The organism is Mucilaginibacter sp., assembly GCF_041663085.1.
Lineage (GTDB): Bacteria > Bacteroidota > Bacteroidia > Sphingobacteriales > Sphingobacteriaceae > Mucilaginibacter.
Genome location: NZ_JBAZRC010000008.1, coordinates 36,463 through 62,174, shown reverse-complemented (window position 1 = coordinate 62,174; position 25,712 = coordinate 36,463). Strand labels below are relative to the sequence as shown.

The 25,712-nt window shown below is 42.7% G+C and carries 25 protein-coding genes; 12 read left to right on the top strand and 13 right to left on the bottom strand.

Features of this window, described 5'->3' with window-relative positions:
- The first annotated feature begins 160 nt into the window (after positions 1-160).
- Positions 161-691 carry a transposase gene (locus tag WC615_RS04035; protein WP_372976852.1) on the top strand — a complete coding sequence of 177 codons (531 nt, stop codon included), beginning with the start codon at positions 161-163 and terminating at the stop codon, positions 689-691.
- Between the two features lie 336 nt (positions 692-1,027).
- Positions 1,028-2,830 (top strand): ATP-dependent endonuclease, encoded by a 1,803-nt coding sequence (locus tag WC615_RS04030; RefSeq protein WP_372976851.1) that lies wholly within the window; start codon positions 1,028-1,030, stop codon positions 2,828-2,830.
- A 232-nt stretch (positions 2,831-3,062) separates the two neighbouring features.
- On the opposite strand, the gene WC615_RS04025 is transcribed toward WC615_RS04030, so the two are convergent.
- The 4 genes from WC615_RS04025 to WC615_RS04010 all read right to left on the bottom strand — a co-directional run bounded on the left by WC615_RS04025 (position 3,063) and on the right by WC615_RS04010 (position 5,877).
- Positions 3,063-4,166 carry an AAA family ATPase gene (locus WC615_RS04025; RefSeq protein ID WP_372976850.1) on the bottom strand — a complete coding sequence of 368 codons (1,104 nt, stop codon included), beginning with the start codon at positions 4,164-4,166 and terminating at the stop codon, positions 3,063-3,065.
- A gap of 442 nt (positions 4,167-4,608) precedes the next feature.
- Positions 4,609-5,268: a peptide-methionine (S)-S-oxide reductase MsrA gene (gene msrA / locus WC615_RS04020; protein WP_372976849.1), complete on the bottom strand. Its 660-nt coding sequence runs from the start codon at positions 5,266-5,268 to the stop codon at positions 4,609-4,611.
- Positions 5,269-5,346: 78 nt separating this feature from the next.
- The gene (locus WC615_RS04015; RefSeq protein ID WP_191176753.1) at positions 5,347-5,586 is read right to left on the bottom strand and encodes a DUF3820 family protein; all 240 of its coding nucleotides are present in this window, start codon (positions 5,584-5,586) and stop codon (positions 5,347-5,349) included.
- Between the two features lie 51 nt (positions 5,587-5,637).
- On the bottom strand, positions 5,638-5,877 hold the full coding sequence (locus tag WC615_RS04010) for a helix-turn-helix domain-containing protein (protein ID WP_372976848.1): 240 nt from the start codon (positions 5,875-5,877) through the stop codon (positions 5,638-5,640).
- A gap of 212 nt (positions 5,878-6,089) precedes the next feature.
- Between WC615_RS04010 and WC615_RS04005 the strand changes: the two genes are divergently transcribed.
- Both WC615_RS04005 and WC615_RS04000 read left to right on the top strand, forming a co-directional pair.
- Entirely contained in the window at positions 6,090-6,314 is a 225-nt protein-coding gene (locus WC615_RS04005) for a hypothetical protein (RefSeq protein ID WP_191176751.1), read from the top strand.
- Between the two features lie 14 nt (positions 6,315-6,328).
- Positions 6,329-7,279: an aldo/keto reductase gene (locus WC615_RS04000; protein WP_372976847.1), complete on the top strand. Its 951-nt coding sequence runs from the start codon at positions 6,329-6,331 to the stop codon at positions 7,277-7,279.
- A gap of 74 nt (positions 7,280-7,353) precedes the next feature.
- Here the strand turns inward: WC615_RS04000 and WC615_RS03995 are convergent, their stop codons facing one another.
- Complete coding sequence (locus WC615_RS03995) at positions 7,354-8,157, bottom strand: hypothetical protein (RefSeq protein WP_372976846.1); 804 nt, start codon at positions 8,155-8,157, stop codon at positions 7,354-7,356.
- A gap of 211 nt (positions 8,158-8,368) precedes the next feature.
- Here WC615_RS03995 and WC615_RS03990 point away from each other — a divergent pair, with 211 nt between their 5' ends.
- Entirely contained in the window at positions 8,369-9,679 is a 1,311-nt protein-coding gene (locus tag WC615_RS03990) for a sorbosone dehydrogenase family protein (protein ID WP_372976845.1), read from the top strand.
- Between the two features lie 46 nt (positions 9,680-9,725).
- Here the strand turns inward: WC615_RS03990 and WC615_RS03985 are convergent, their stop codons facing one another.
- The 5 genes from WC615_RS03985 to WC615_RS03965 all read right to left on the bottom strand — a co-directional run bounded on the left by WC615_RS03985 (position 9,726) and on the right by WC615_RS03965 (position 13,543).
- Complete coding sequence (locus tag WC615_RS03985) at positions 9,726-10,247, bottom strand: tetratricopeptide repeat protein (protein WP_372976844.1); 522 nt, start codon at positions 10,245-10,247, stop codon at positions 9,726-9,728.
- Between the two features lie 429 nt (positions 10,248-10,676).
- Entirely contained in the window at positions 10,677-10,925 is a 249-nt protein-coding gene (locus WC615_RS03980) for a hypothetical protein (protein ID WP_372976843.1), read from the bottom strand.
- 34 nt (positions 10,926-10,959) lie between these two features.
- The gene (locus WC615_RS03975) at positions 10,960-11,709 is read right to left on the bottom strand and encodes an ABC transporter ATP-binding protein (protein WP_372976842.1); all 750 of its coding nucleotides are present in this window, start codon (positions 11,707-11,709) and stop codon (positions 10,960-10,962) included.
- Positions 11,706-12,572: an ABC transporter permease gene (locus tag WC615_RS03970; RefSeq protein WP_372976841.1), complete on the bottom strand. Its 867-nt coding sequence runs from the start codon at positions 12,570-12,572 to the stop codon at positions 11,706-11,708. The genes WC615_RS03975 and WC615_RS03970 overlap by 4 nt, the downstream gene beginning before the upstream one ends.
- Complete coding sequence (locus WC615_RS03965) at positions 12,572-13,543, bottom strand: ABC transporter substrate-binding protein (protein WP_372976840.1); 972 nt, start codon at positions 13,541-13,543, stop codon at positions 12,572-12,574. The genes WC615_RS03970 and WC615_RS03965 overlap by 1 nt, the downstream gene beginning before the upstream one ends.
- 114 nt (positions 13,544-13,657) lie before the next feature.
- Here WC615_RS03965 and WC615_RS03960 point away from each other — a divergent pair, with 114 nt between their 5' ends.
- The 5 genes from WC615_RS03960 (at position 13,658) to WC615_RS03940 (ending at position 20,725) form a co-directional block, all read left to right on the top strand.
- Positions 13,658-14,914: a transglutaminase domain-containing protein gene (locus WC615_RS03960; RefSeq protein WP_372976839.1), complete on the top strand. Its 1,257-nt coding sequence runs from the start codon at positions 13,658-13,660 to the stop codon at positions 14,912-14,914.
- 69 nt (positions 14,915-14,983) lie between these two features.
- Positions 14,984-16,129 carry a methionine aminotransferase gene (locus tag WC615_RS03955; RefSeq protein ID WP_372976838.1) on the top strand — a complete coding sequence of 382 codons (1,146 nt, stop codon included), beginning with the start codon at positions 14,984-14,986 and terminating at the stop codon, positions 16,127-16,129.
- A 60-nt stretch (positions 16,130-16,189) separates the two neighbouring features.
- Complete coding sequence (locus WC615_RS03950) at positions 16,190-16,969, top strand: amidohydrolase (protein ID WP_372976837.1); 780 nt, start codon at positions 16,190-16,192, stop codon at positions 16,967-16,969.
- Between the two features lie 367 nt (positions 16,970-17,336).
- The gene (locus tag WC615_RS03945) at positions 17,337-20,372 is read left to right on the top strand and encodes a GH92 family glycosyl hydrolase (protein WP_372976836.1); all 3,036 of its coding nucleotides are present in this window, start codon (positions 17,337-17,339) and stop codon (positions 20,370-20,372) included.
- Between the two features lie 5 nt (positions 20,373-20,377).
- A complete protein-coding gene (locus WC615_RS03940; RefSeq protein ID WP_372976835.1) occupies positions 20,378-20,725 on the top strand; it encodes a TfoX/Sxy family protein in 348 nt (115 codons plus the stop codon).
- Positions 20,726-20,732: 7 nt separating this feature from the next.
- Here the strand turns inward: WC615_RS03940 and WC615_RS03935 are convergent, their stop codons facing one another.
- The gene (locus tag WC615_RS03935) at positions 20,733-21,575 is read right to left on the bottom strand and encodes a phytanoyl-CoA dioxygenase family protein (RefSeq protein WP_372976834.1); all 843 of its coding nucleotides are present in this window, start codon (positions 21,573-21,575) and stop codon (positions 20,733-20,735) included.
- 93 nt (positions 21,576-21,668) lie between these two features.
- On the opposite strand from WC615_RS03935, the gene WC615_RS03930 reads away from it, so the two are divergent.
- Positions 21,669-22,229, top strand: a complete 561-nt coding sequence (locus WC615_RS03930) for an AraC family transcriptional regulator (protein WP_372976833.1) — start codon at positions 21,669-21,671, stop codon at positions 22,227-22,229.
- A 78-nt stretch (positions 22,230-22,307) separates the two neighbouring features.
- Entirely contained in the window at positions 22,308-23,051 is a 744-nt protein-coding gene (locus WC615_RS03925) for a heavy-metal-associated domain-containing protein (protein ID WP_372976832.1), read from the top strand.
- On the opposite strand, the gene WC615_RS03920 is transcribed toward WC615_RS03925, so the two are convergent.
- Positions 23,048-24,349 (bottom strand): PAS domain-containing sensor histidine kinase, encoded by a 1,302-nt coding sequence (locus WC615_RS03920; protein ID WP_372976831.1) that lies wholly within the window; start codon positions 24,347-24,349, stop codon positions 23,048-23,050. The two genes, WC615_RS03925 and WC615_RS03920, sit on opposite strands and share 4 nt — an antisense overlap.
- Entirely contained in the window at positions 24,330-25,703 is a 1,374-nt protein-coding gene (locus WC615_RS03915) for a sigma-54-dependent transcriptional regulator (RefSeq protein WP_372976830.1), read from the bottom strand. The genes WC615_RS03920 and WC615_RS03915 overlap by 20 nt, the downstream gene beginning before the upstream one ends.
- Positions 25,704-25,712 lie beyond the last annotated feature (9 nt).

Below are 25,712 nucleotides of genomic sequence, written 5' to 3'. Positions count from 1 at the left end.
TAAGCGAGGACGCTTCCGCCCTTGTTGGTGTTGTCACCAACAAGCCGCCATGCATCCGGATATCATAACCGACGGGGCCATTTTCCGCCCTTGTTGGTGTTGTCACCAACAAGCCGCCATGCATCCGGATTATTCCTATATTCGGATATCATAACCGAGAATGGCCATTATCAATTTCGACTATCATCCTCAATTTTTCACCGCAACTATATTGCAATGGAAACCGCTCTTAAAAGACGACAGCTTTAAAGATATAATTATAAAAAGCCTGCGGTTTTTAAAGAATGAAAATAGCGTAAGCATTTACGCCTTTGTCATTATGCCTAACCATATTCATCTGATATGGCAAATACAGGATGGTTATAAGCAAAGCGCTGTTCAGATGCGCTTTTTGAAATATACTGCCCAACAAATGAAGTTTAAATTATCAGATGCCGGCGATGAAAGGTTGGCTGATTTTAAAGTTACCGCCAAAGACAGGGAGTGCCAGTTTTGGGAAAGAAACGCTTTAAGCATCAACTTGTGGAGCCCTGAAGTATTTATGCAAAAATTAGATTATATTCACAACAACCCGTTACAGCCTAAATGGTATTTGGCAATGCACCCCGAAGATTACAGATATTCATCGGCACGGTATTATCAAACAGGAGAAGATGAGTTTGAGTTAATTTCGCATTACAGCGGTGATTAGCATGATGGGTTGTTGGTGACAACACCAACAACGGCAAAAACACTTTGCATTAAGCCACAAGCGAGACGCTTGCGGTAGCAGGGGGAGGCGGGTGTCCGCCGATTTGTACCAGCCATGCTCAAGATGCACACGCGACACGCGTGCGCCAGCATGTGTTGACGAGATTGGTAAATGAGATGCGGGTATCCGTTCGGTTGTACCGGCCATGCTCAATAGGCACACGCGGCACGCGTGCGCCAGCATGAGGTGGATACTTGCGGCAGCGTGTACAGATTAAGTTCTTTTAGTTATATTAATTAAAAAATGTTATGTTTAAAAAACCTAACAAATCACATAATGCGATACTCAAAATTTGAAATAAAAAGTTTCAAAGGAATAAAACATATAGTTTTAGATTTAGACAAAGAACCTAAGTCTAAAGTGTTTACTCTCATAGGTCTTAATGAAAGCGGTAAAACATCAATATTAGAAGCAATCGACTTTTTTCAAACAGATTTACCCGTAAAGGATCGGCATAAACTCATTTCAAAAAGCGAAAAAATTGATTTTAATGGGAGTGTTTCGGTATCGGCTACTTTTGTTTTAAATGAGTCAGATAATGAAAAAATTCAAAAATTTTCAAAGAAATTATTTTTCAAGTCATTTGAAATACTTAATTCAATAAAGGTTACCAAGTCCTATTATTATAAAAATTCAAATTTTACTAAAAAAAACAATGAATGGTTTATCACTCTTAAAGGCATAAAAATTAATGCTTCAAAATTAAAACTCATACCATTTAGTCATGACTCAACGAGCGATTGGCAAAAAATTGTGGCATTCATAAAAAAAGAACTATTTCCAAGTATATTATATTATCCTAATTTTCTTTTTGATTTTCCTGATAAAATATATTTATCAGATAATATAACCGATAATAAACTTGAGCAACTTATTTATAAAGATGTTATACAAGATATATTATATAGTATAAATCCCAAATTAACAATTGAGAATCATCTGCTTGAAAGATTAAAAAGCGATACTGAATCGAACAAAGAAGCTTTAGAACAGACTCTTGCTAAAATGAGTTTTGAAGTTACCAAAACTGTATTTGGAGCATGGGCAAAATTGTTTAATAGTTTTGGAAAAGAAATAGTTATTAAGGCTGGTGCAGAAGTTATTGGAGAAGACACCCTTTACTATTTGATATTTAAACTAAAAGAAAACGCGTCGCAATTTAATATTACGGAAAGAAGTTTAGGTTTTAAATGGTTTTTCTCTTTTTTACTTTTTACTGAATTTAGAAAAAATAGGGTTACTGAAAACGGAGAAATATTATTTTTACTTGATGAGCCAGCATCTAACTTACATTCAACAGCACAAAAAAATCTCTTAAACACTTTTAAAGAGATCATTAATAAATCTTCATTAATTTACACAACTCATAGCCATCATCTAATTAATCCAGATTGGCTTAATGGCGCATATATTATTAAAAATAAGGGTATAGATTACAACGAAACTTCGTCATTTAATTCTAATTCAACCGATATTGAAGCTACAATATATAAACAATTTTTGGCTAAGTACCCCGATCAAAGAGAATATTATCAACCTATTCTTGATACATTAGATTATCAACCAGGTTTGTTAGAAAAAGTAGATTCAATAATTATTACTGAAGGTAAAAATGACTATTATACTCTTAAATATATTAGTTCAATCTTTTTCAAAGGTAAATTTGATAAGTTACACTTATACCCAGGAGGTGGAGCTAATTCCAACAGCCTTGTAATTAGATTATATTTAGCGTGGGGGAAGTCTTTTGTAATACTACTGGATGGCGATAGTGCAGGTGAAAAAGGTAAAAAAGAGTACACAAAACTTCTCGGAAGAGTTGTAGAATCCAATACAATTACACTAACCGATATTAACAAATCTTTTAATGGCAAAGCGACGGAAGATTTATTTACAGATGACGAAAGATTATTTATTACCAAATATTTTGATAATAAAGCTACTGCATATAATAAAGGTAAATTCAATACCGCACTGCAAAACCTTTTATATGAAAAAAAACAAGTTCAGATTAGTAAAGAAACACTTGATGGTTTTGAAGAAATTTTCAAACACTTGTTGCTAAAAACAACGTCTTAAAAATTATTTATTTGGCGCTCGTCTACGACCCGTGGTTAAATTGAGATTAAATGCTTCACGATGTTCAGCATGACAAACTGCTTATCGCTTTATTAACACACCTCATTTAGCGCACGTGTGCCGCGTGTGCAAAATTAGAATCGCATGGCGGCGATTAGATGCTTCACGAGTTTCAGCATGACAAACTCCTATCGATTTCACTAACACACCCCAACCCCTCTCAAGGGGGAACTTATATTGGGTTACCCAACCACCTGCCCAAAGTACTCAACGCCACTCCTGTTTTATCGCTTATTTGCCTATAGGAAAACCCCTGCCCTTTTAACTCCTGCGCTTTGGCCTTTTTTTCCTGTCGGGTTTCGGTCGAGTTCTTTTGCAGGTGCTGGCGTTCCTGCGCGTAGCCCTCGAAAACAAAGTGCAGGTCGCTCAGTTCCCGGTGGATGCGGCAGAGGCATACGTTATGCTCGGGGTACAGTGTTTTGCCGCTGCGGTGTTTTACCTGTTTCAGGTACAGGGTATCGGCCATGGCGTGGCTTTTGCCAATGGCGAAGGCGCTGTCGCAAAAGTTCATGATCATCTTGCTGCCCTGCAAATCGTTCACGGTGATGGGTTTGGCGGCGTTGCGTTTTGGGGTATGCGCCAGTACCAGCATGCTTAGCTGATATTTGGCTTTGATGGCCTTTAGCTTTTTCATCAGCGGCAGGGCTTCGCCGGCGCGTTCGGTACCACCGGCCATATAGGTAAGGTTATCAATAATAAGCACCTGCGCTTTGGTTTTGCGGATGGCAGCGGTAATGGCGTTTTCCAGGTAGTCGCCATAGTTCTCATACAGGGCGGGGTTCTCGGCTTCGGGATTAAACTCGGCCCGGTAAAAGGTTTGCCCGAACGGGAAGCTCCCCCATTGCCTGTCGAAATACCGGCTCTCGAACTGTTTGCTGCTCATCTCAAAATCGATATACAGCACCCGGATTTGCGCCTCCATCTGGTTGTTTAAGTTACCGGTACAAACGCCCTGTGCCAGGTTATTACCCAACTGCACCGCCAGTATTGATTTGCCCAGGTTGGTATCGGCAAACAGGATGCACAGTTCGCCCTCCAACCAAAAATCGCCAAACAGTTTGCGTGGCATAGGTTTGCCATACTCCTGCCGCATCCAGTCGCCGGCGGTTTTAACCAGCAGCAGATCGGTTTTTTGCGGGTCGAGGTAAATGGATTCATCAAGCCCGTGTTTATGTAAACGTTCGCTGTTTTTACGTGCCTGTGTGCGGATGGCCTCTATAACGGGCGGGCGATAGAAGCCCGAACCTGGAGGTTCAGTTAAAAATTCTTCGATCATAAAAAGTTTAATTTCTGTAAATATACAGAAATATCTTTATTAAACAAAGAAATAACAACCGGATTTTATTGAAATATCCTGTCCCATTTTGTTCCATTTTGGAAAAAACGGGACACGCTTAAAATATTAATTATCTATAAATCAGATGTTTAATAAAAGTAGATTAATTCCTTTTATGGTCGTTTCAAACACTAAAAAGGCGTATTGAGGGCGAAAAAAGTCGAAATAGATCCTGTTATGCTGATGCTGCTTTTGTTGGATCTTCTTGAAAAAAACGGGACAAAAACAAAAAAGCATAAGCATCTGTAAAAAAGAACGTTACATGAAAATAGCAAAGTAAGGCTTCAGATAGAGGGCAGAAATTAAAACCACATTAAACTGATTATCAGCATGTTTCGTTTGTCCCGTTTGTCCCGTTTCAAAAATGGAACAAGATGTAAAATTATTTCTGAAACTCAGGTTTCAATTCCGCCTTCATCGCCTTGCGAAACTTCATCACTTTAGGTTCGGATACACTGCTGATGTACGGGTTATCACCATTGGTGCGGTAATACCCCTGGTGGTAATTTTCGGCAGCATAAAAAGCAGTAAATGGTACTACCTGCGTAACTATGGGGTTACTGTAATGCCTGCTTTCGTTTACTTTTTTAATGGTGCTTAGCAGGGTATTCTTTTCGGCATCGTTACGGTAAAAGGCTATGGAGCGGTAATCGGTACCCTCATCCGGGCCCTGGCGGTTAAGGGTGGTTGGGTCGTGCGCAAAAAAGAAAGCCTCGGCCAATGTAGCGTAACTGATCACTTTAGGATCATAATAAACCTGGGCCACCTCGGCATGGCCTGTATTCTGGCTGCTCACCTCCCTGTAGGTAGGGTTTTTGGTTTTGCCCCCTGCATAGCCCGATACCACTTTGCTAACACCTTTCAACTCGCTCATGGCCTCGCTCATACTCCAGAAACAGCCGCCGCCAAATGTGGCTACGGCCTGCCCTGCTACGGGTTTGGGTACAGGTGCAAAAGCATCACCATTATTATTTTTTGATTGCCCGTCGGCACAGCCGGTAAACATTAACAGGGCCGCGAAATATATTACTAAATTTTTCATGATCGTTATTTATCTGTTTAGTAGTATTTACGCAAACAACCTTACAATGGTTTAGGCCGATAGTCACGCGGGGGTAAACTATCGCCTCCCGTACTTTTGTTTGATCTGCCTCAGGATCTGGTCAACCCCGTTGCTTTTAATTTCGAATACGGTGCTCAGCATCATACCCAGTTTACCCGGCGGAAAGCCTTTATTGTGCATCCATTCCAGGTAGCTAATGGGCATATCGCATATCAGGGTATCTTTATACTTACCAAAGGGCATGCGGGTATTTACAATATCAATTAAAACCTGCGGGTCGGGTACTATATTTTCCACCGTGTAAATGTAGGATAATATTGTTTAAGCCGGTGGAAATGTTGGCGGTTGTCAGGCTACTTTTTTTAAATGCGGGGCGCATATAGGCTTCAGAAACTCATGTACCTCAACTTCAAATATCTCGCATATCTCAATAAGTTTCAACAGGGTTACTTTGGTATGCCCTAACTCAACTTTGCAGTACGCGTTTTGTGTTTGGTTAAGTTTAAAAGCCATATACTCCTGCGAGTATTTTAGTTGGGTGCGTTTTTGGCGAATGGCCATTGCGAGTGTTTTTCCGATTTGTAACATGGTAATATTTGGTTTTATTAAAGGCTTATTTAATAAACAAACGAGGAAAGTGTAAAAGCGGTTTCCGTAAGCCTACTTAAACTATAAAGCTAACAGTTGTACTCCCTGTAGTGGTAAATTTAATATTGTCAGTACATGCTCATAATTAACAGTCAAAGCATTCTGTGAAAACACAAAGCCAATACCCTTGTTAAAATATAAACAAAAACATGATGGAACAACAATTTGAAGCGGTACTTACCGGAACCGATACACCCGTAACAGGGATAGTTACACAAACTGGTAATGGCATTTACGAATTTAAAGCGATAGATGAAAGTATGGAGCTAACCATTGCCCGTGATAGTCAGGGAAACTGGGAACGCATTGCGGGTTCAGAACCTTATTTATCAAGCTGGATAGATGAACTGGCCGAACAGATACAAACCTCGTTATAATACTTACACACAATATGGAAAAGCGCGAATTAGGAAAATCGGGGATACAGGTAGTGCCGTTTTGCTTTGGTGGCAATGTTTTTGGGTGGACGGCCGACGAGAAAACCTCCTTTACCCTTTTGGATGCCTTTGTTGATGCCGGTTTTGATTTTGTGGATACCGCTGATGTGTACTCAAAATGGGTACCCGGCAACACCGGCGGCGATTCTGAAAGGATAATAGGCAATTGGCTTAAACAGGGCGGCAAGCGCGATAAGATCATCCTGGCTACAAAAGTTGGCAAACCCATGGCCGATGATAAAAAAGGCCTGTCTAAAGCTTATATCACTAAAGCTGTTGAGGATTCGCTAAAGCGCCTGCAAACCGATTATATAGACCTGTACCAGTCGCACGAGGATGATGCCAATACGCCCCTGTCCGAAACGATGGAAACTTTTGACAGCCTGATAAAACAGGGCAAGGTGCGCGCTATTGGTGCATCAAACTTTGGTGCCGACAGGTTTAAAGAGGCATTGCAGGTAAGCAAGGATAACGGTTTTGCCCGTTATGAAACCCTGCAACCCGAGTACAACCTATACGATCGGGAGGATTATGAGCATAAATACGAATCATTATGCCACGAGAATAATATTGGTGTAATTACTTATTACTCGTTAGCCAGTGGTTTCCTGACCGGCAAATACCGTTCTGAGGCCGATCTGGGCAAAAGTAAACGCGGCGGCGGTGTAAAAAAATACCTTAACGGCCGTGGATATAAAATTTTAGCTGCTCTGGATAAAGTAGCCGGAGAGTACAACACCACACAGGCAAGTGTTGCACTTGCATGGGTAATGGCCCGCCCGGGTATTACCGCCCCTATTGCCAGTGCCACCAGCATCCAGCAATTAAATGATCTGGCAAAAGCTGCTCAGTTAAAACTAAGTGGTGAAGCTATAGAATTACTTACTACCGCAAGTAGCTACTAATAAAGAACTATCAAAGCAAAAAAGCCATCCGTTGGTTAACGGATGGCTTTTTTGTATATATTGAGGCGGTAATTTTAGAACCTTACCGGGCGGTGCGAATCGCCACGGCCCATTTGGTTTTGTGCGAACTGCATGTTACCCCTGTCGCGGCCACCGCCATTATTGTCATTTCTGCTTGGTTGTGCAGGTTGGTTACCTCTATCACGTCCGCCACCGTTGTTATCGTTACGGTTTGGCTGGCCCCAACCGCCTTGTCCTCTATCGCCGCGTCCGCCGCGGTTATCGTTATTCCTGTTCGGTTGTGCGGGTTGGCCCCATCTGCCGCGGTTATCATCATTTCGGTTTGGCTGGTTAAAACCACGTTGTGGCCTGTCGTTTCGGTTATTGTTTCTGTTCCAATCACCACGGTTGTTATCTCTGTTCCAGTCGTTGCGGTTGTTATCAAACCTTCTGCCGGCATAGTTATCGTTCCTGCGGTTCCAATCCCTGTTAAAACCACCTCCCCATCTGCCACGGTATTCATCATGGCGCATATATGGCCTGCTGCCCCTTATTTCATATCTTCGGGCTGTGCGCCAATCGTAGTTGCGGTAAGCGCCGGGCAGGTAAGCTGCCGAGATCCAGCGGCCGCCATCCTGGTAATAATAGCAGTGGCGTGGTACACTGTAATAAGCCTCAACTTCGGGCAGGTAATAGTAATCATCGCTATCGTCAAATTCATCAGTATCATAAACTACTACAGGTTGTGGCGGCGGCGCGGGTACATAAACCCTGCGGGCCGGAATATTAAAACCAATATGAACTGATATTTGCGCCTGAGCACTGTTGTAAACCAAGCTACCGAATAATATTGCTGAGAGTATAACTGACTTTTTCATATCCTTAAAATTTATACATCTATGACGATAGCCGGATGCGATAGTTTAACAGGTTACTTAATAATATCGGGCAAAACGTTCCTGTCATCATATTTCTACAAAACACAATTCAATATTTAATGTATATTAAGTTAACTTTGGTTTACCAGTATAATACGAGGGTTTAGCCTGTTAAACCCTTATAAATCATCACCAATAAACACGCATACTAATGAAAAACAGATCGTTCAACTTTGTATTGGCGACCACGGTACTTGCCGGGTCGATGTTATTTAATGCTTGTAAAAGCAATGAAAGCAAAACTACCGCCGACAGCACCAACACTGCGTCTGACACCACAAAATCACCTTCGGGACTAACCATGCCAACAGGGTTTAATGCCGCAATTATTGCCGAAAACCTTGGCGGCACACGCCATATAGCAGTTTCGCCGCAGGGCGATATTTTTGTTAAACTTGGTAAGCCAAAAGATGGCAAAGGCGTTTTAGTTTTACACGAAAACAATGGCAAAGCCGAGATAAAAAATAGTTTTGGTGATTATGAAGGTACGGGCATTTATATCAAAAATGGCTATTTGTACACCTCATCAAACGAAGATGTTTACCGTTATAAGTTAAATGATAAAAATGAGGTTATTGACGCCACCAAACCTGAAACTGTAGTTAAAGGACTGTTAAACCGCAATCAGCACGAAGCTAAGGCTATTGTTTTAGATGATGCCGGTAACCTGTATGTAAATATAGGGGCGTACTCAAATTCATGCCAAATAAAAGACCGCGAAAAAGGCTCATTAGGCCAACCGGGATGCCCCATACTTGATTCGGCAGGCGGTATATGGCAATTTAAAGCTGATAAGCTGAATCAAACCTATAAAGACGGCGTGCGCTATGCTACCGGTTTACGTAACGTAGTAGGTATGGATTGGAATAAACAGGACAATCAGCTTTTTGTAATGCAGCATGGCCGCGATGCCCTCCATGATATATTCCCGGACATGTTTGACACCAAACAATCGGCTAACTTACCTGCCGAATGTATGTACGCTATTAAAAAAGGTGATAACGCGGGCTGGCCTTATATTTATTACGATCAGAATCAAAGCAAAAAGATACTGGCACCCGAGTATGGCGGCGATGGTAAAAAAGATGGTGACCCAACCAATAAATACATTAACCCCGCTGCTGCTTACCCTGCCCACCTCGCCCCTAACGGCTTGTTATTTTACACCGGGAGCCAGTTCCCCGAGAAATACAAGAACGGTGCTTTCATTGCCTTCCATGGTTCATGGAACCGCGCACCCGAGCCACAGGCAGGATATTACGTAGTTTTCCAGCCCTTTAAAGATGGCAAACCCGATGGTAAATGGGAAGTATTTGCCGATGGTTTCTCAGGTTCGGCAGCAAACACTGCAAAAGGCAGCGCCGAACGCCGCCCATGTGGTTTAGCACAAGGGCCTGATGGTTCTATTTACGTAACAGATGATTCAAAAGGAACGATATATAAGATCAGTTATAAAAAATAACAGATCCTTATTCAACAAAAAAGGCCTCGATATGAGGCCTTTTTTGTTATTCAGCAAGCGTATAATGATAAACAATACCTTGCTGTATCTTCCGTTTGATACGATTGATGCTTTGCTCAATATCTTCGAGCTGTTCTTTGGTAGTTGCTTCCATAAACGCATTACGGTATGCTTGCAAAGCCTTATTCCAGTCTTTGTTTTTTTCGGAATATAAGCCCAGCATGTCATAAACAGCGCCTGTGTTTACCCCGGGTGTATTCAATGCAGCATTCGCTACAATTTTTACCTGCTTATCCATTTTCAGGAAAACTACCAGGTTCAGGTAATGGAAATAATTATCAGAGAATAACGGGTCTAACTCCATACAGGTTTTAAAATGATAACCGGCAGTTTGGTAGTCCTTAAAATCGTAATAATATATCTTTCCTATCTGGAAATGCGCGCGTGCATACAAAGGGTCATTTGCTATCAACTCGTTCAGTAAATTCAGTGCTTTTGGTGTTTCGCCGTATGATAGCTCTTCCACAGCCTGCAAATACTTCTCTTCAATAGTATAATATGTGTCCATAAAAATTCAAATAAGTAAACCTATGGGCTAAAGCCTCAGGTATGTTTCAATAAAAAGTAAAATTGTGTGTTCCTGTGTTAAATCAGGTATACTAAGAGAAGAGTTGGATCCTTGATGCATAGCTCTTCTGCAGCGCGCCCATGGGCCGCTTAAAGGTGTTGCAGATGGCGTTTCTAAATAGCATCGTTTTAATTATTTGCTGCAAAAATACGGAATAGGCGGAAGATTTCAAAATATTAACGAATGAGTACACTGCTGTGGACGGTCTGTTAAGCCCCACTAACACGGCACATCTTTTTCCCGCGCGTCATTGCGAGGTACGAAGCAATCTCTGAACTTTGCATAAACATCTTGCATGTTAACATGCCTATCGGGAGATTGCTTCGTACCTCGCAATGACGTGTTGGATAGGCATCGGCGGTAAATTAATTACGCCGCTATTGCCTGGTTACCCTTACCTTTTTCTATCAGGTAATTATTCATCAGTTCGTTCTCGGAGATGATAACGCTGAAGTCTTCAAAGCGTACGCCATCTTCAAAAGCGTAAAGGGTGTAACCGCGTTTGGTACCATCGTAAGCGCCTAACTCGTAAACTTCTTCGTGATTTTTGGCTTTTATTTTTGCTCCGCTCACAAGCTGGTAAGCGTCGAATATATTTTCAAATGTTGTGTTCTTCATAGTACAAATGGCAATGCAATTTCTTTGCCATTTATTATCCAAACCAACTGTAAAGCTCATTTTGCTGTAAACTGTCTTTTTCTTTACCTGCAATGTCCTTTAAAACAGCCCCCTCGCTCATCTGTATAATCCGCGAACCATAGTTCCCGGCGTCCTTTAAATTATGCGTTACCATAATTGCAGTAAGGTGGTATTCTTTGATCAGGCCATCTGCAATACGCAAAACGTTTTCGGCAGAGCGCGGATCGAGCGCCGCGGTGGGTTCATCAAGCAGCAGTATCTTGCAGGTATCCATCACACTCATTAACAAAGTAAGCGCCTGCCGCTGACCGCCGGATAGCGTGCCGATGGGTTGCTCTACTTTATCTTCCAGCCCCATGCCAAGGGTAGCTATTTTATCACGCACCAACATTTTAAACTGTTCGTTTTTACCGATGGAAAGCCCCTTGGTCTGCGTACGCAATGCTGCTAATCGGAAGTTATCAATAATACTCAGATCGGCAGCTGTACCTAATAAAGGGTTTTGAAAAATGCGGGCTATCCATTTGCTGCGTTGATACTCGGGCAGGCGGGTGACGTTAGTTCCATCGATGGTGATAGTACCACTATCCGGTAGAATATTACCCGCAACCAGGTTAAGTAAGGTGGTTTTCCCCGACCCGTTGGAGCCTACTATCACCACAAACTCGCCGGCATTTATTTGCAGGTTTACATTATTTATGGCGATAACCTCATTTGGCTTGCCTGTATTAAATGTTTTATGGATATTATTTAGCTGTATCATGCCTGCCTCCCCGTTAAACGCGGCAAGCCGACTATCAACAATACAAATACAGCCGTTACAAGTTTAAGCAAGTTGGCATCTACCCCAATATTGAGCGTAAGCGCCAACACAAACTGAAAGATAACTGCACCAGCCATCACCAAAACCAAACTAAGCCATACCGATTTGATGCGCAGCCAGTTAATAATAGTTTCGGCTATAATAACAGAACCCAGTCCAACTATGACAATCCCTATCCCCATGCTGATATCCGCAAAGCCCTGCAATTGTACAATCAGGTAACCGCTTAATGCTGTTAATGCATTTGCAAGAGCCAGGCCGGTTATTTTCATCCGATCGGTGTTTACACCCAAGGCACGGATCATGGGCTCGCTGTTGCCTGTAGCACGCATGGCAATACCGAAATCTGTTTTAAGCAGGTAGCCAATAAGCAGGGTTACTATCAATACAAATCCAATTAATATGATCAGCGAGTTTTGGTTAACATCTGTAATTAAATTCACTACCGAAAACAAGGTGGGTAAGTTTAAAAGCGGCAGATTTGAGCGGCCAAGAATGGTAAGATTAACCGAATAAAGCGCCGTCATCACCAAAATACCGGCAAGCAGTGCGTTTATTTTTAGTTTGGTATGGATAATGCCCGTAAGCGCACCAGCTATCCCACCCGCTAACAGCACGGCAGGTAAAATGATATACCCGGGCTGATGATGCGTAAGCATTGCCCCTGTTACCACCCCGCCAAGCGTGTAGCTGCCATCGGTAGTAATATCCGGGATGTTAAAGATTTTCATGGAGATAAAAATACCGAACGCTATCCCCGCGAAACACAATCCCTGTAATAAAGCGGTTAGGTAAAAATCCATTATTTTACAGCTTCAAACCCGGCAGGGATAGTAATGTTATATTTTTTGGCAACTGTTGGGTTGTATACTCGCTTCCTGATCTTTACCATCTCCAGCTTAATGCCGTCGGTTTTGTGCGTTTTAAGGTATTGCGCCGCCTGCAGACCCGATTGGTAACCCCATTGGTAAATATCGGCACCAAATGCTGCTACGGCCCCCCGTTGCACTAAACCCGCTTCACTGGTAAAAATGGGTACATTCTTTTGGTCACAACTTTTTTGGATGGTTTCGAAAGCTGCAAACACGGTGTTATCCGGGTTGGCAAAAAAAGCGTCAATACCCTTGTTTAATAACGCCTGCGTTACCAGTTGCGCATCGGCCGACGAATTTAGAGGTAGCGCTATTATCTTTACATTCAATTTTGCAGCCAGCCCTTGTATCCGTTGCAAAGCATCGGCCGATTGCGGCTCGGATTGATTATAGATCATCCCGATGGTTAACTGCGCACCTTTTGGCTTTAACAGTTGGGGAATAATAGCAAATGAAGTATCAATATAGTTCAGTTCTTCCATTGTGCCATACAAGTTTGCCGGGGCTTTACCTGCGGCATCTGTCACCTTCATCCTGTCGGGTGTTGGCGATACCATCTGAAAGATAGGGATAGTTTTGGTTTTCTGAATAGCGGCTACTGTAGCCAGGGTTGTTGAGGTAGCCAGCAGGTCAACCTTTTCTGCCACAAACTGGTTAACCATCTGTGTTAGGGTTGGGATGCTGCCCTGGGCGTTGTTGTATTTAATGACCACTGTTTTTTGTTCTTCGCTAAAGCCATTCTTTTTTAAGGCATCAATAAAGCCTGTTTTGGCCTGCGATATAGTGGCATCTTCAAATGCATCAATAAAACCTACAACCGGTACATTATTTTTAGTAGATGATGAGCAGGATTGAATAACAATAACAACTATTAATAATGATAAAATACGTAGATATTTCATCCCACTAAGGTAAATAATCAGCCCCAAAAGAAAAACATTAAAATGCAACGTTTTAGCAGGTAAAAGCGTCTTTCAGGTGCATATTGATTATATTTACTACTATTAACATCCTTTATGAAACTTAAACTTATACTATCCGTAGCCGTATTTTTAACTACAAACAGTTTATTCGCTCAAACCACACCGGCCAATCCATTTGAAGTATACGGCAACCAACAAAGCCAACTGATACACAAAGCCTATGAAGCACGCGATGGCGAAACGGGTGTAAAATTAATGACTGAACTTACAGCAAAATACAATCAGCTGGCATCCGCTGATAAACGCACCTATAAAGGTTTTATTACCAACAACTATTATAATTTAAGCTGTCTTTATTCTATTATCAACAACAAACCAAAAGCGTTTGAATACCTGGATAGTGCCGTTAATAATGGTTATATGAACTACAATCACTTGCTGGAGGATACCGACTTCGCCAACATCAAAAACGAACCTAAATTTAAACAGGTAGCACAATCCCTGCGCGGCGTGGCCGATTACAAATACATCCTGCAAAAGGCAGAAAAGTTTAACCCTAATGATCAGCGTAAAGTTCCTGCATTCACCTATCAACCGGCAACAGATCCTAACCTGGTAGCCATCCGCAAGAATTTTAAGCTTGATTCTATAGCAGGTAAGGGCGATGAAAAATCAAAAGCCATTAACCTGCTTAAATGGGTGCACAACACTGTACAACACGACGGGCAGCATGAAAGCGGAATCCAGTTCATCAATGCTAACGAGATCATCAGCAAGGCTACTGCTAAAAAGATAGGTGTATCATGTGGTGAACTGGCTACTACTTTGAACGAATGTTACCTGGCTATGGGCTGGAAATCGCGCAAGGTGTATTGCTTCCCAAAGGATAGTTTGAATGTAGATTATGATTCGCACGTTATTAATGTAGTTTACCTGCCAAGCTTAAGCAAATGGGTTTGGATGGACCCTACTAACAACGCTTACGTAATGGACGATAACAAAAACCTGCTGGGCATTGCCGAGGTTAGGGAACGCATTATAAAAAACCAGCCCTTATTTGTAAACGATGATGCCAACTGGAACAATCGTGAAAAAATAACCAAGGAGTTTTACCTGGATAATTATATGGCTAAAAACCTGTACCGGGTTTACAGTCCGCAACATAATGAGTATAACTACGAAACACGCGATAAAAATAAAACCATCACCTATATAAGCCTTTTGCCTTTAGAATATTTTAAACAAAGCCCCGATAAAAGCGAGGATACAAACAAAAACACCAACTTTACTATAGAGCGTTACCGCACCAATAATGCCGATGCATTCTGGAAGGTTTCGGCAGGTAAATAGCTGTAAGTATTCGTTCATTTTTAAACAATCTGGCTATAATTGCGTTTATTGGTTAATTTAGCCCCCTACATGATATCTGTTATTTCTAAATTACCCCAAAGCGGGACAAACATATTCACCACCATGTCGGCACTGGCTGCCGAGCATGGCGCGATAAATTTATCGCAGGGCTTCCCGGATTATTCCTGTTCGCCAGAATTGATTGAACTGGTGCATAGGGCTATGCAGAATGGCCATAACCAATACGCGCCTATGGCCGGCGTTATGGCACTGCGCGAGCAAATTGCCATTAAAACCGAAAAGCTTTACGGTGCCCGGTACGATCCTGAAACGGAAATTACTGTTACCGCAGGCGGCACACAAGCCGTTTTTACAGCTATAAGCGCTATTATCCACCCGAATGATGAGGTGATTATGTTTGAGCCTGCTTATGATTGTTATGCCCCTGCCATTAAACTGATGGGCGGAGTGGTAAAATCATTAGAGTTGGAGCCGCCCGACTATCGTATTGCCTGGGATATGGTGAAAAGACTGGTGAGCAATAAAACAAAAATGATCATCCTTAATTCGCCGCATAACCCTACTGCTACTATTTTAAGCCGCGAGGATATTGACGAATTAAGTGCGCTTGTAAAAAACCAGGATATACTAATATTGAGCGATGAAGTTTATGAGCACCTGGTTTTTGACGGGCAGGAACATCACAGTATGGCCCGGTACCCGGAATTACAGCAGCGCAGCATGATAGTAGCATCATTTGGTAAAACATTTCACGCCACCGGCTGGAAAATGGGTTACTGCCTGGCCCCTGCTTATTTAATGCAGGAGTTCAGGAAGATCCACCAGTTTTTGGTGTTTAGTGTAAACACTCCTTTACAGTATGCAATTGCCGAATATTTAAAGGATGAGAACACTTATCTGAGCCTGCCTGCATTTTTTCAGGAAAAGCGAGACTATTTCCGCAACGGGCTGAAGCAAAGCAGGTTTAAGTTATTGCCATGCTCGGGTTCGTACTTTCAGTCGGTTACTTATGATGCTATTACGGACGAAAAAGATACCGACTTTGCTATCCGCTTAACAAAAGAAATTGGCGTGGCTGCCATACCTGTTTCTGCGTTTTATCGCAAGGGTACAGACAGGCATGTTCTGCGATTTTGTTTCGCTAAAAGGCAAGAAACACTGGATAAAGCCGTTGATAGATTGATAAAGGTTTAACCTTACGGCAAACATTTACGTATAAATTTAACTTGCCGCTACCTTAAAAAGCATTGTTATATGGATAATCTGAAAATTACGGTATACCAGGGATATTTATTTTGGGAAAATACAGATAAAAACCTGCAAAACATTTCGTTGCGGTTATCCAACATACGCGAAAAAACCAATCTTATCATCCTGCCAGAAATGTTTAACACCGGTTTTACCATGAACGCCGACGCATTAGGCGAAACCATGGACGGCAAAACCATGCAATGGATGCAAAAAACCGCGCAGAAATATGAATGTGTAGTAACCGGCAGCATCATTATAAAAGAGGGTGGTAAATTTTATAACCGCCTGCTTTGGGTGCGCCCCGATGGCAGCCATGAACATTACGATAAACGCCACCTGTTCGCCTTAGGCAAAGAACATACCGTTTACACCCCCGGCACCAAAAAACTGATCGTAGAACTAAACGGCTGGAAAATTTGCCCCGCCATATGTTACGATCTGCGTTTTCCGGTATGGCTGCGCAATGTTGATGAAGATTACGACCTGCTGATGATAGTAGCCAACTGGCCCGAAAAACGCGCCCTGCACTGGCGTACGCTTATCCCCGCACGTGCGGTAGAGAACCAGGCTTATGTTATCGGTGTAAACCGTGTTGGCCATGATGGTAACGAAATTTACCACTCCGGCGATTCTACCTGTATCGACCCTAACGGCAACGTGGTTTACTACAAACGCGATGAAGAGGATGTATACACATTCTCAATCATAGGCGATGAAGTAAAAAAAGCCCGCCGTGCTTTGCCTTTCTTAAAAGATGCGGATAGGTTTACGATAGAGGATTAACTCTTTCTCTCTCACGCGTCATTGCAATAACAGGCAGCTTAAAAATTCGTGGCAATTCAATGGCTCAACTACTAATTACGAAATAGCTGATTATAAGATATATACGAGCGTTCACTGGCGCACATGGCAGTGAACGTGAACACTATGGGGTAAAAAGGTTGTTTCGGAGCGTTTCAGATCGTTTCAGGTCGCTTCCGGGCGTTTTTTGATGGCGCTGATAATACCTTGTCAGTGTATCATTTTAAAACACGTGATAATCAGGTGTTTGCCAGAATAAAGATCGTAAACGTACTCAGTATTGCTAATAAATGGTTCTTTCCTACCTCAATAAATCTTGCTATTTTGCGCCTTCCTAAAAGTTTTTTAAATGAGATCTATAGTTCGTGGTGCTGCAATTGTATTGGCCCTGTTTATTACACTTAGCGCATCGGCCCAAAAGAAAAAGAAAGACGTTACACAATTTGTAAACCCCTTTATAGGTACAGGTGGCCACGGCCATACTTACCCTGGCGCGGTTGCCCCTTTCGGCATGGTGCAGTTAAGCCCGGATACCCGTTTAGAGGGCTGGGACGGTGTTTCGGGTTATCATTATACAGATAGCGTGGTGTATGGCTTCTCGCATACCCACTTGAGCGGAACAGGTATCGCCGACTTTTGCGACGTGCTATTTATGCCAACCACCGGCGAACCGCAATTAAAGAATACCGAATACCGCTCAGGCTTTAAAAAAGCAAATGAAACCGCTTCCCCCGGTTACTATAGCACCCTGCTCGATAAATACAACATCGGTGTAGAACTTACCGCCACAACCCGGGTTGGCGTACATAAATACGATTACAAGAATGCACCGCAAGGCAATGTTATTATCGATCTGCAACACCGTGATGAGGTGTTGGATAGCTGGATTGAAGTAGTGAACGACCACGAGATCCGCGGGTTCCGTCGTTCTAAATCATGGGCTACCGATCAGCATTTGTATTTTTATGCCAAATTCTCAAAACCATTTAAATCTTACGGTATTGCCTCAGACGACCAGGTGCAACAGGGGAAAAACAAACTGCAGGGAAAAAACATAAAAATGTATATCCAGTTTGAGGATCCGGGAACAGTTATATCAAAGGTTGCTATATCATCCGTTAGTGCTGAAGGTGCCTTAAAAAATCTGGATGCCGAAATGCCCGACTTCGACTTTAAAAAAGTTGTAAAAGCGACCAAACTGGCTTGGAACGAAGAGCTTTCAAAAATACAGGTTGAGGGCGGTGCACCAAATGTTACGCAACAGCGTGAGGCAAATTCGGTATACAACCCTTATGGCACAACAAGGCCCGCGGCTAAGGGTAAAAAGGAAGAAGTACCCGATTACGCCAAACAAAAACAGGTAATGTTTTACACTGCCTTATACCATTGCATGGTTGCGCCAAGTACTTATAGTGATGTGGATGGCCAGTACCGTGGCATGGATCAAAAGATCCATACAGCAAACGGCTTTACATATTATACCGCGTTTTCTTTGTGGGATACTTACCGTGCAGAAAACCCGCTACTAAATATCATCGACCGTAAACGAACGCTCGATTTTATTAAAACCTTTTTAGCTGTTTACGAACAAGGCGGTTTATTACCGATATGGCCACTGGCTACTACCGAAACTTATTGTATGGTGGGTAACCACTCCATCCCGGTTATTGTTGATGCATATGCAAAAGGTATACGAGGGTTTGATGCTGAGGAAGCCTTTACAGCCATGAAGGCTGCTGTTAACCGCCACCAGTTTGGGCTAGATAATTACAGGGCTACGGGTGCCGTTAACGCTGATGTAGAACACGAATCGGTTGCAAAAACGCTTGATTATGCTATTGACGACTGGTGCATTGCCCAAATGGCCAAAATGCTAAACAAGCCACAGGATTATAAAGAATACATTCAGCGTGCCCAGTATTGGAAAAACGTACATAATAATCAAAACGGATTTATGCAAGCCCGGGATAACGGCGGCTGGTACACCCCTTTTGAGCCTACCGAAATAAACAACAATTATACCGAAGGCAATGCCTGGCAGTATAGCTTTTTGGTACCGCAGGATGTAGAAGGCCTGATCAAAAGCCTGGGCGGTAAAGTAAATTTCGAAGCGAAACTCGATGAATTATTTAGCACCAATGCCAAATTAAGCGGCCGCCAGCAGGATGATGTTACCGGCCTGATTGGCCAATACGCGCATGGTAATGAGCCAAGCCATCATATAGCATACCTGTATAACTTTACCAACTCGCCCGATAAAACGCAGTATTACGTAAGTAAAATACTGCGCGAGCAATACAGCGCCCAGCCTGATGGCCTTTCGGGCAATGAGGATTGCGGGCAGATGTCGGCATGGTATGTAATGAGCTGTTTGGGCATTTACAATATAGCACCAGGGCAGCAGCAATATCAGGTTGGGGTACCGCAGTTTGAGAAGATCACCATCAATATGGAGAATGGAAAAAAATTCATTATCAGTAATCCAGGGGCTACGGTAAGCCGTGGTAATTTTTACCTGCAGGGTATGAACCTTGATAAAAAGCCTTATAGCAAATTGTACCTGAAGTATGAGGATGTTGCAAAGGGCGGCGAATTTGAAGTGTACACCGGCAGATTGGTCAATAAATTATTTATACAGGATCTGGAAAAACCAACATCGGCCATAACCGATGAGTTGATCGTACCTAACCCATACATTACATCGGGAACCAAAACCTTTAAACAATCCATCAGTGTAGAGATAGCCTGCGCCGACAGCGCCGCCAAGGTTTATTACACACTGGATGGCAGCACCCCTACAGCAGCATCAACAGAATATAGCAAGCCCATCAACATTATGGTAAACACCACCGTTAAGGCCATTGCAATAAGAGCTGGTAAAAGTAGCTTTGTTGATGAGGCTACCTTCACTAAAATACGCGGTGATATTAAGCTTACCCTGGTTCACAAATACCTGTCTAACTATTCTGCGCAGGGCGATGAAACGCTGATAAACGGCATACACGGAGCAGCCAACTGGCGCCTGGGCAACTGGCAAGGCTATCAGAGTAATGATCTGGTAGCGATACTGGATCTGGAGCAGGTAAAATCAGTTAAGCAGGTAAGCATAGGCACCTTACAGGATACCCGCTCATGGATAGTTTTTCCAGGGTCGGTTGAATTTTGGTTGTCTGACGACGGCAAAAACTACAAACTTGCTGCAACGGTAAACAGCAAGATAGATGTAAAAGACCTTACCCCGCAAACACAGCAATACACGGCCCCCGTCAATAAAAAAACAAGGTATATTAAAGTTGTTGCCAAACAATTTGGGGCATTACCCGAATGGCATGAAAGCAAGGGTAGCCCATCGTACATATTTGCGGATGAGATAACTGTAGAGTAATTAACATGGGATACGACGAAAAACAGGCAAACCGTATACGCGAAGCATTCATTGACGCCTCAAATGTTACCGAAAAAGCTATGTTTGGCGGCTTGTGCTTTATGGTTGATGATAAGCTGTGTATATGCGTACGCAATGCCGACCTGCTTTGCCGTGTTGGCCCTGATGAGTTTGAAAACGCATTAGAAAAGAACGGTGCCAGCACCATGACCATGGGCAGTCGAACCATGAAAGGTTACGTTTATGTTGAGGAAGACGCCCTGCGAAACCATAAAGATTTTGCTTATTGGGTAGACACTTCGCTTGCATATAACAAAATTGCCAAGCCGGCTAAAAAGCGCAAAAGCAAATAGCAAGGCTCTACTTCTCCCACCCTGTTTCTTTTAGTGCCGGGTCATTCTCTTTGGCCAGGAAATCATTATTTGATAATGAACCTGCATCCCAGTTAAAAATAGCTTCATCTGGCACAATAGCTACAGGCGTTTTCCACGAGGTTGATGTTTCGTTATACGCCAGGTTGCTTTGCAGCGAATAGCATGAAATGATAGACCAGCGAGGCCCATCGGATAAATTAGCTTCCGACCGGTGCAGCAGATTACTATGAAAGAATAGGGCGTCGCCGGGCTCCAGTTCACAATACACCAGTTCCATAGTTTGCAGGGCGTTGTTTACCATCGTCATATCCGCGCCAACCTGCTCGCCCGAAAAACCATGGTTAACCCTACCCAGTTTATGCGACCCTTTTATCACCTGCAGGCAGCCGTTCTCTTTATTGGCTTTTGTCAGCGCCACCATTACACTCATTAACTGATCAGGAAACATAAACTGGTTTTTATACCAGTAACCGTAGTCCTGGTGCCACTCCCACGCACCGCCAACTTTTGGCTCTTTTTGCATCAATTTGGAGTGAAAATGACAAACGGGTGCATCGCCATCTAATAACTGACTAACACGAGTTATCATCTTTTCGCTGCGCGTTAAATAACCAAAAACATCATTACCGGGTGTAAACCATAATGAAAGGCGCGTTTTTTTACCGCTTTGGTCGTTCAGGTCGAGGGCATTTTTGCGCATCGCATCGTCATTCAATGCGGTTGTGTACAACCTGTCTGTTTCTGCAGCCGAGCAAAACCCCTTGATCACGATATAACCATCACGATGATATGATGCTATCTGCTCTGCAGATAATACTTGAGTTGCCATAATCTAGATTTATTTGGTATGTAAATTTAAGTAACTATTTGTCAAAATACCATCCCTTACCGCTAGTTGATCTGTTATTACTAAATTAGCTGTATGAAATTCTACATAAAAAATATGGTTTGCAGCCGCTGCAAAATGATGGTTAAGGCCGAACTTGAAAAAGCGGGCATGCAGCCCACTTCTGTAGAATTGGGTGAGGTTGAAGTAACAGGCGAACCGGATAAAAACGCGATACAGCAACTAAACGATAATCTTAAATTATTAGGTTTCGAGATTATTGACGACCGTAAAAGCCGTATTATTGAGCAGATAAAAACGGCAATTGTTAACCTTATCCATTATAGCGAAGAACAGAATAATCTCAACCTGTCCGATTATCTCTCCGGCCAATTAAACTACGATTATGGTTACCTCAGTAACCTGTTTTCGGAAGTTGAAGGCAGCACTATAGAGAAATACCTCATCGCCCAGAAAATAGAAAAGGTAAAAGAACTGATGATGTATGATGAACTGACCTTATCGCAAATTGCCAACCAACTTGGTTATAGCAGTGTTGCCTACCTCTCATCGCAATTTAAGAAGCAAACAGGCCTAACCCCTACCTTTTACCGGTCGTTAAAAGAGAATAAGCGCCACAATATAGAGGACCTGTAAATGTTATAAACCAATCACGTAATTACGTAACATCTCACCCTGTCATCGGCTGTACATTTGTGTTATAAAATTAAAACTATGACACATTCATATAACATTACCGGCATGACGTGCACCGGTTGCCAGGCAAAGGTACAAAGCTTATTATCAAACATACCGGGCGTAACCGCTGTAGATATTGATCTGGCTAACAGCAAAGCCGATATTACCATGAGCCACCATGTAGATACACAAACGCTTCAGGCTGTTTTAGCACCGTATCCAAAATACGCACTCTCTGAAATGCACCGGCATCATGCACCTGTCTCTGCATTCAGTATGGATGAAGAAGAAGACAAACGCTCGTTTTGGGAAACCTACAAACCTGTATTGCTGATATTTGGATATGTATCGCTTGTAGCTGTTTTAATTTCGGTTACAGCAGGTTTAGGGTGGATGACCGGCATGCGCATATTTATGAGCGGCTTTTTCCTGGTGTTCTCCTTCTTTAAAATGCTCGATATAAATGGCTTTGCAGATAGCTATAGCATGTATGATATTGTAGCCAAAAAGTTTAAAGCTTGGGGGTATATCTATGTTTTTGTAGAACTGGCTTTAGGGCTGGCGTTCGCGGTTGGTTTTAACCCGTTACTTACCAATGTGGTAACGCTTGTAGTAATGAGCATCAGCATTATCGGCGTACTGCAAAGCGTCTTGAATAAACGAAAAATACAATGTGCGTGCCTGGGCGCGGTTTTCAATCTGCCCATGAGTACCGTTACCATTATTGAAGATGCTTTAATGATAGGTATGAGTATTGTTATGCTTGCGGCGATGCGCTAAAAGCTGATGGTAAAGGCGGTTTGTTTTTGTGCTATGGTCTTCAACGAAAACTCGTAGCCGTGGTTTAGCATTATCTCGCGCACTAAAGTAAGGCCTATACCCTGCCCATCTTTTTTGGTGCTGTAAAACGGTGTGAAAAGCTGTAAGTTTTGCTCGGTGCTGATGCCTTTACCGTTATCTAAAATCATCAACTGCCGTTTTTTAGTATCTACCTTAAATTCAATAACGCCATTGTTTCCGATAGATTCGATGGCGTTTTTTACGATGTTGATGAGCGCCTGTTCCATCTGCTGCACATCAGCTGTAATATAAAACGGCTGCAATGGCGATTGATAGACCAAATTAATATTATTGTCTTGCGCCTTTACCTGCATCAGCTGGACTATAGAATCAAGTAATTGATTCAAATCAATTTGTTTTTTATTGGCTTCGGGCAGTTTCACAAGGTCGGCAAAATTGCGCATAAAATGGTTCAGGTTTTGGTTCCGGTCGAAAGCCACCTGTAGGGCATTGTTTAACTGGTTATCGGTTTGGTTATGCCAAAGCTCATCGCTTTTAAGGGTAGATTGAATGATGGAGTTTACCGGTCCAACCGTATTATTCACCTCATGTGCCATCATACGGATAACCTTGCCGTAGGTATTTTTTTCGGCAGCGAGTATCTCTGTGGTAAGTTCCTCGATCATAATAAAATCGCGTTGAAAGCCCCTGTCGATAAAATGCGATTTTTGCAGCTTGTAGGTGGTAATACCGCTAAGTTTAACGGTGATGGTCTCGCCGACTTTTAACACCTTGGCATGTTCAAAAAGCGGGTGCTGTAGTTCCTTGATGTTGTTACCGATAAGTTCCTTTTCATCCATGCCCAATATCTGCAAAGCTTTAGGGTTTATCTGCTGCACCAGTTCGTCATGATCCATAATAATAATCCCCGTTGGCGAAGTATAAATGAGCTTCTCCAGGAAAAAATGCTGTTCTTCCTGCTGGGTACGCTCGGTTCTTAACTGGTCTATCATTTGGTTATATACGTTGATGAGTTGGTCTACCTCATGCTTACCTGTAGGCAAAAATTTAACATTAAAATCGCGGTCTTTCAGGGCTTCAATGCCTTGTAAAAGCATTTTTATAGGGCGTATAAGCTGTCCGTAAAGCCTTATGGCAATAACCAGGGATATAATGATGAATATCTCTGATGCAATAAAATACACCCTTTTCTCATTAAAAATAAAGAAGGTAAGCCCAAGGGTGAGCAGATGCAGTATGGTTACAAACAGGATGTATTTAGTCCTCAGCTTCATCATAGGGTATCTCAAACTTATCTAATCGCCGGTACAGGGCGCTGCGGGTAAGCCCTAGTGCAATTGCCGCTTTGGCAACCTTATTTTTATGATAAAGCATCGTTTTTTTTATCATCTCAATTTCCATTTCCTCCAGCGTGATACTGCCAACCGCCGGAACTTTGGCATTGCCCTGTTTTATGGGCGACTGCTCTAACTGCGATTTAAAATCATCAATATCCAGTTCGTTGCCTTTGCTAACCAATATAGAGCGCTCTACCAGGTTTTTTAACTGCCGGATGTTACCCGGCAGCGGCAGTTGCTGCAACCATTTCATCGCCGCTTTTGATACCGTAAGCTGTGGCCGGTTATAGATCTGTTTCAGGTTATTGATAAAGAAGTTTACCAATAGTGGTATATCACCCGGCCTGTCGCGAAGGGCTGGCAGGGTAATGGTTATCAGGTTGATACGGTATAGCAGATCCTCACGAAAAGTGCTGCTGCTTACCATCTGGTTGAGGTTTTTGTTGGTAGCGCAAACAATGCGTACATCAACTGTTTTGGTGCGGCTGCTGCCTAAAACCTCGTAAGTCCTGTCTTGCAATACCCGTAACAGTTTTACCTGGCTGCCGGCATCAAGATCGCCAATTTCATCTAAAAATATAGTACCCTTGTTGGCCAGCTCGAATCGCCCGGCCCTGTCAAAACGCGCGTCAGTAAATGCCCCGCGGATGTGGCCAAACATCTCACTCTCAAACAGCGAGGTAGAGATACCGCCCAAATTCACCTTTATAAAAGGTTTATTAGTGCGTAGGCTATTCTGATGCACAGCCTCGGCTATCAGCTCTTTACCGGTACCGCTTTCGCCCATGATCAGTATAGAGGCATCGGTACCGGCAACACGGCCTATGGTTTCCAATATTTGCAGCATCTGTGGGTCTTCGCCAATAATGTGCTGAAAGTTATACTCTTTATCAAGCTGCTTACGGGTAAGGCTTACTTCTTTTTGCTCCTGCAGGTCTATCAGTGTTTTTACAGATTGCAGCAGGTGCCCGTTATCCCATGGTTTATTGATAAAATCGTTAGCGCCTATTTTCATGCCCTGTACAGCCAGATTAATGCTCCCCCAACCTGTTATCAGGATAACCGGGACGGTTGGCTCCAGCTTCTTAATCTGTGCCAGCAAAACCATACCCTCTTCGCCGGATGTACTGATAGAAAAGTTAAGGTCGAGAATGATAAGTTGTGGCGTGTTGCTTTTTATGATCTTTAAAGCTTCAGCCGGAGTTTCGGCTCCCGTCACCTCGTACTTTTGGCTTTTAAGCAGCAAAAGCAGCGAGGTACGTACAGCAATATCATCATCAATAACCAATATCATACAGTCAAA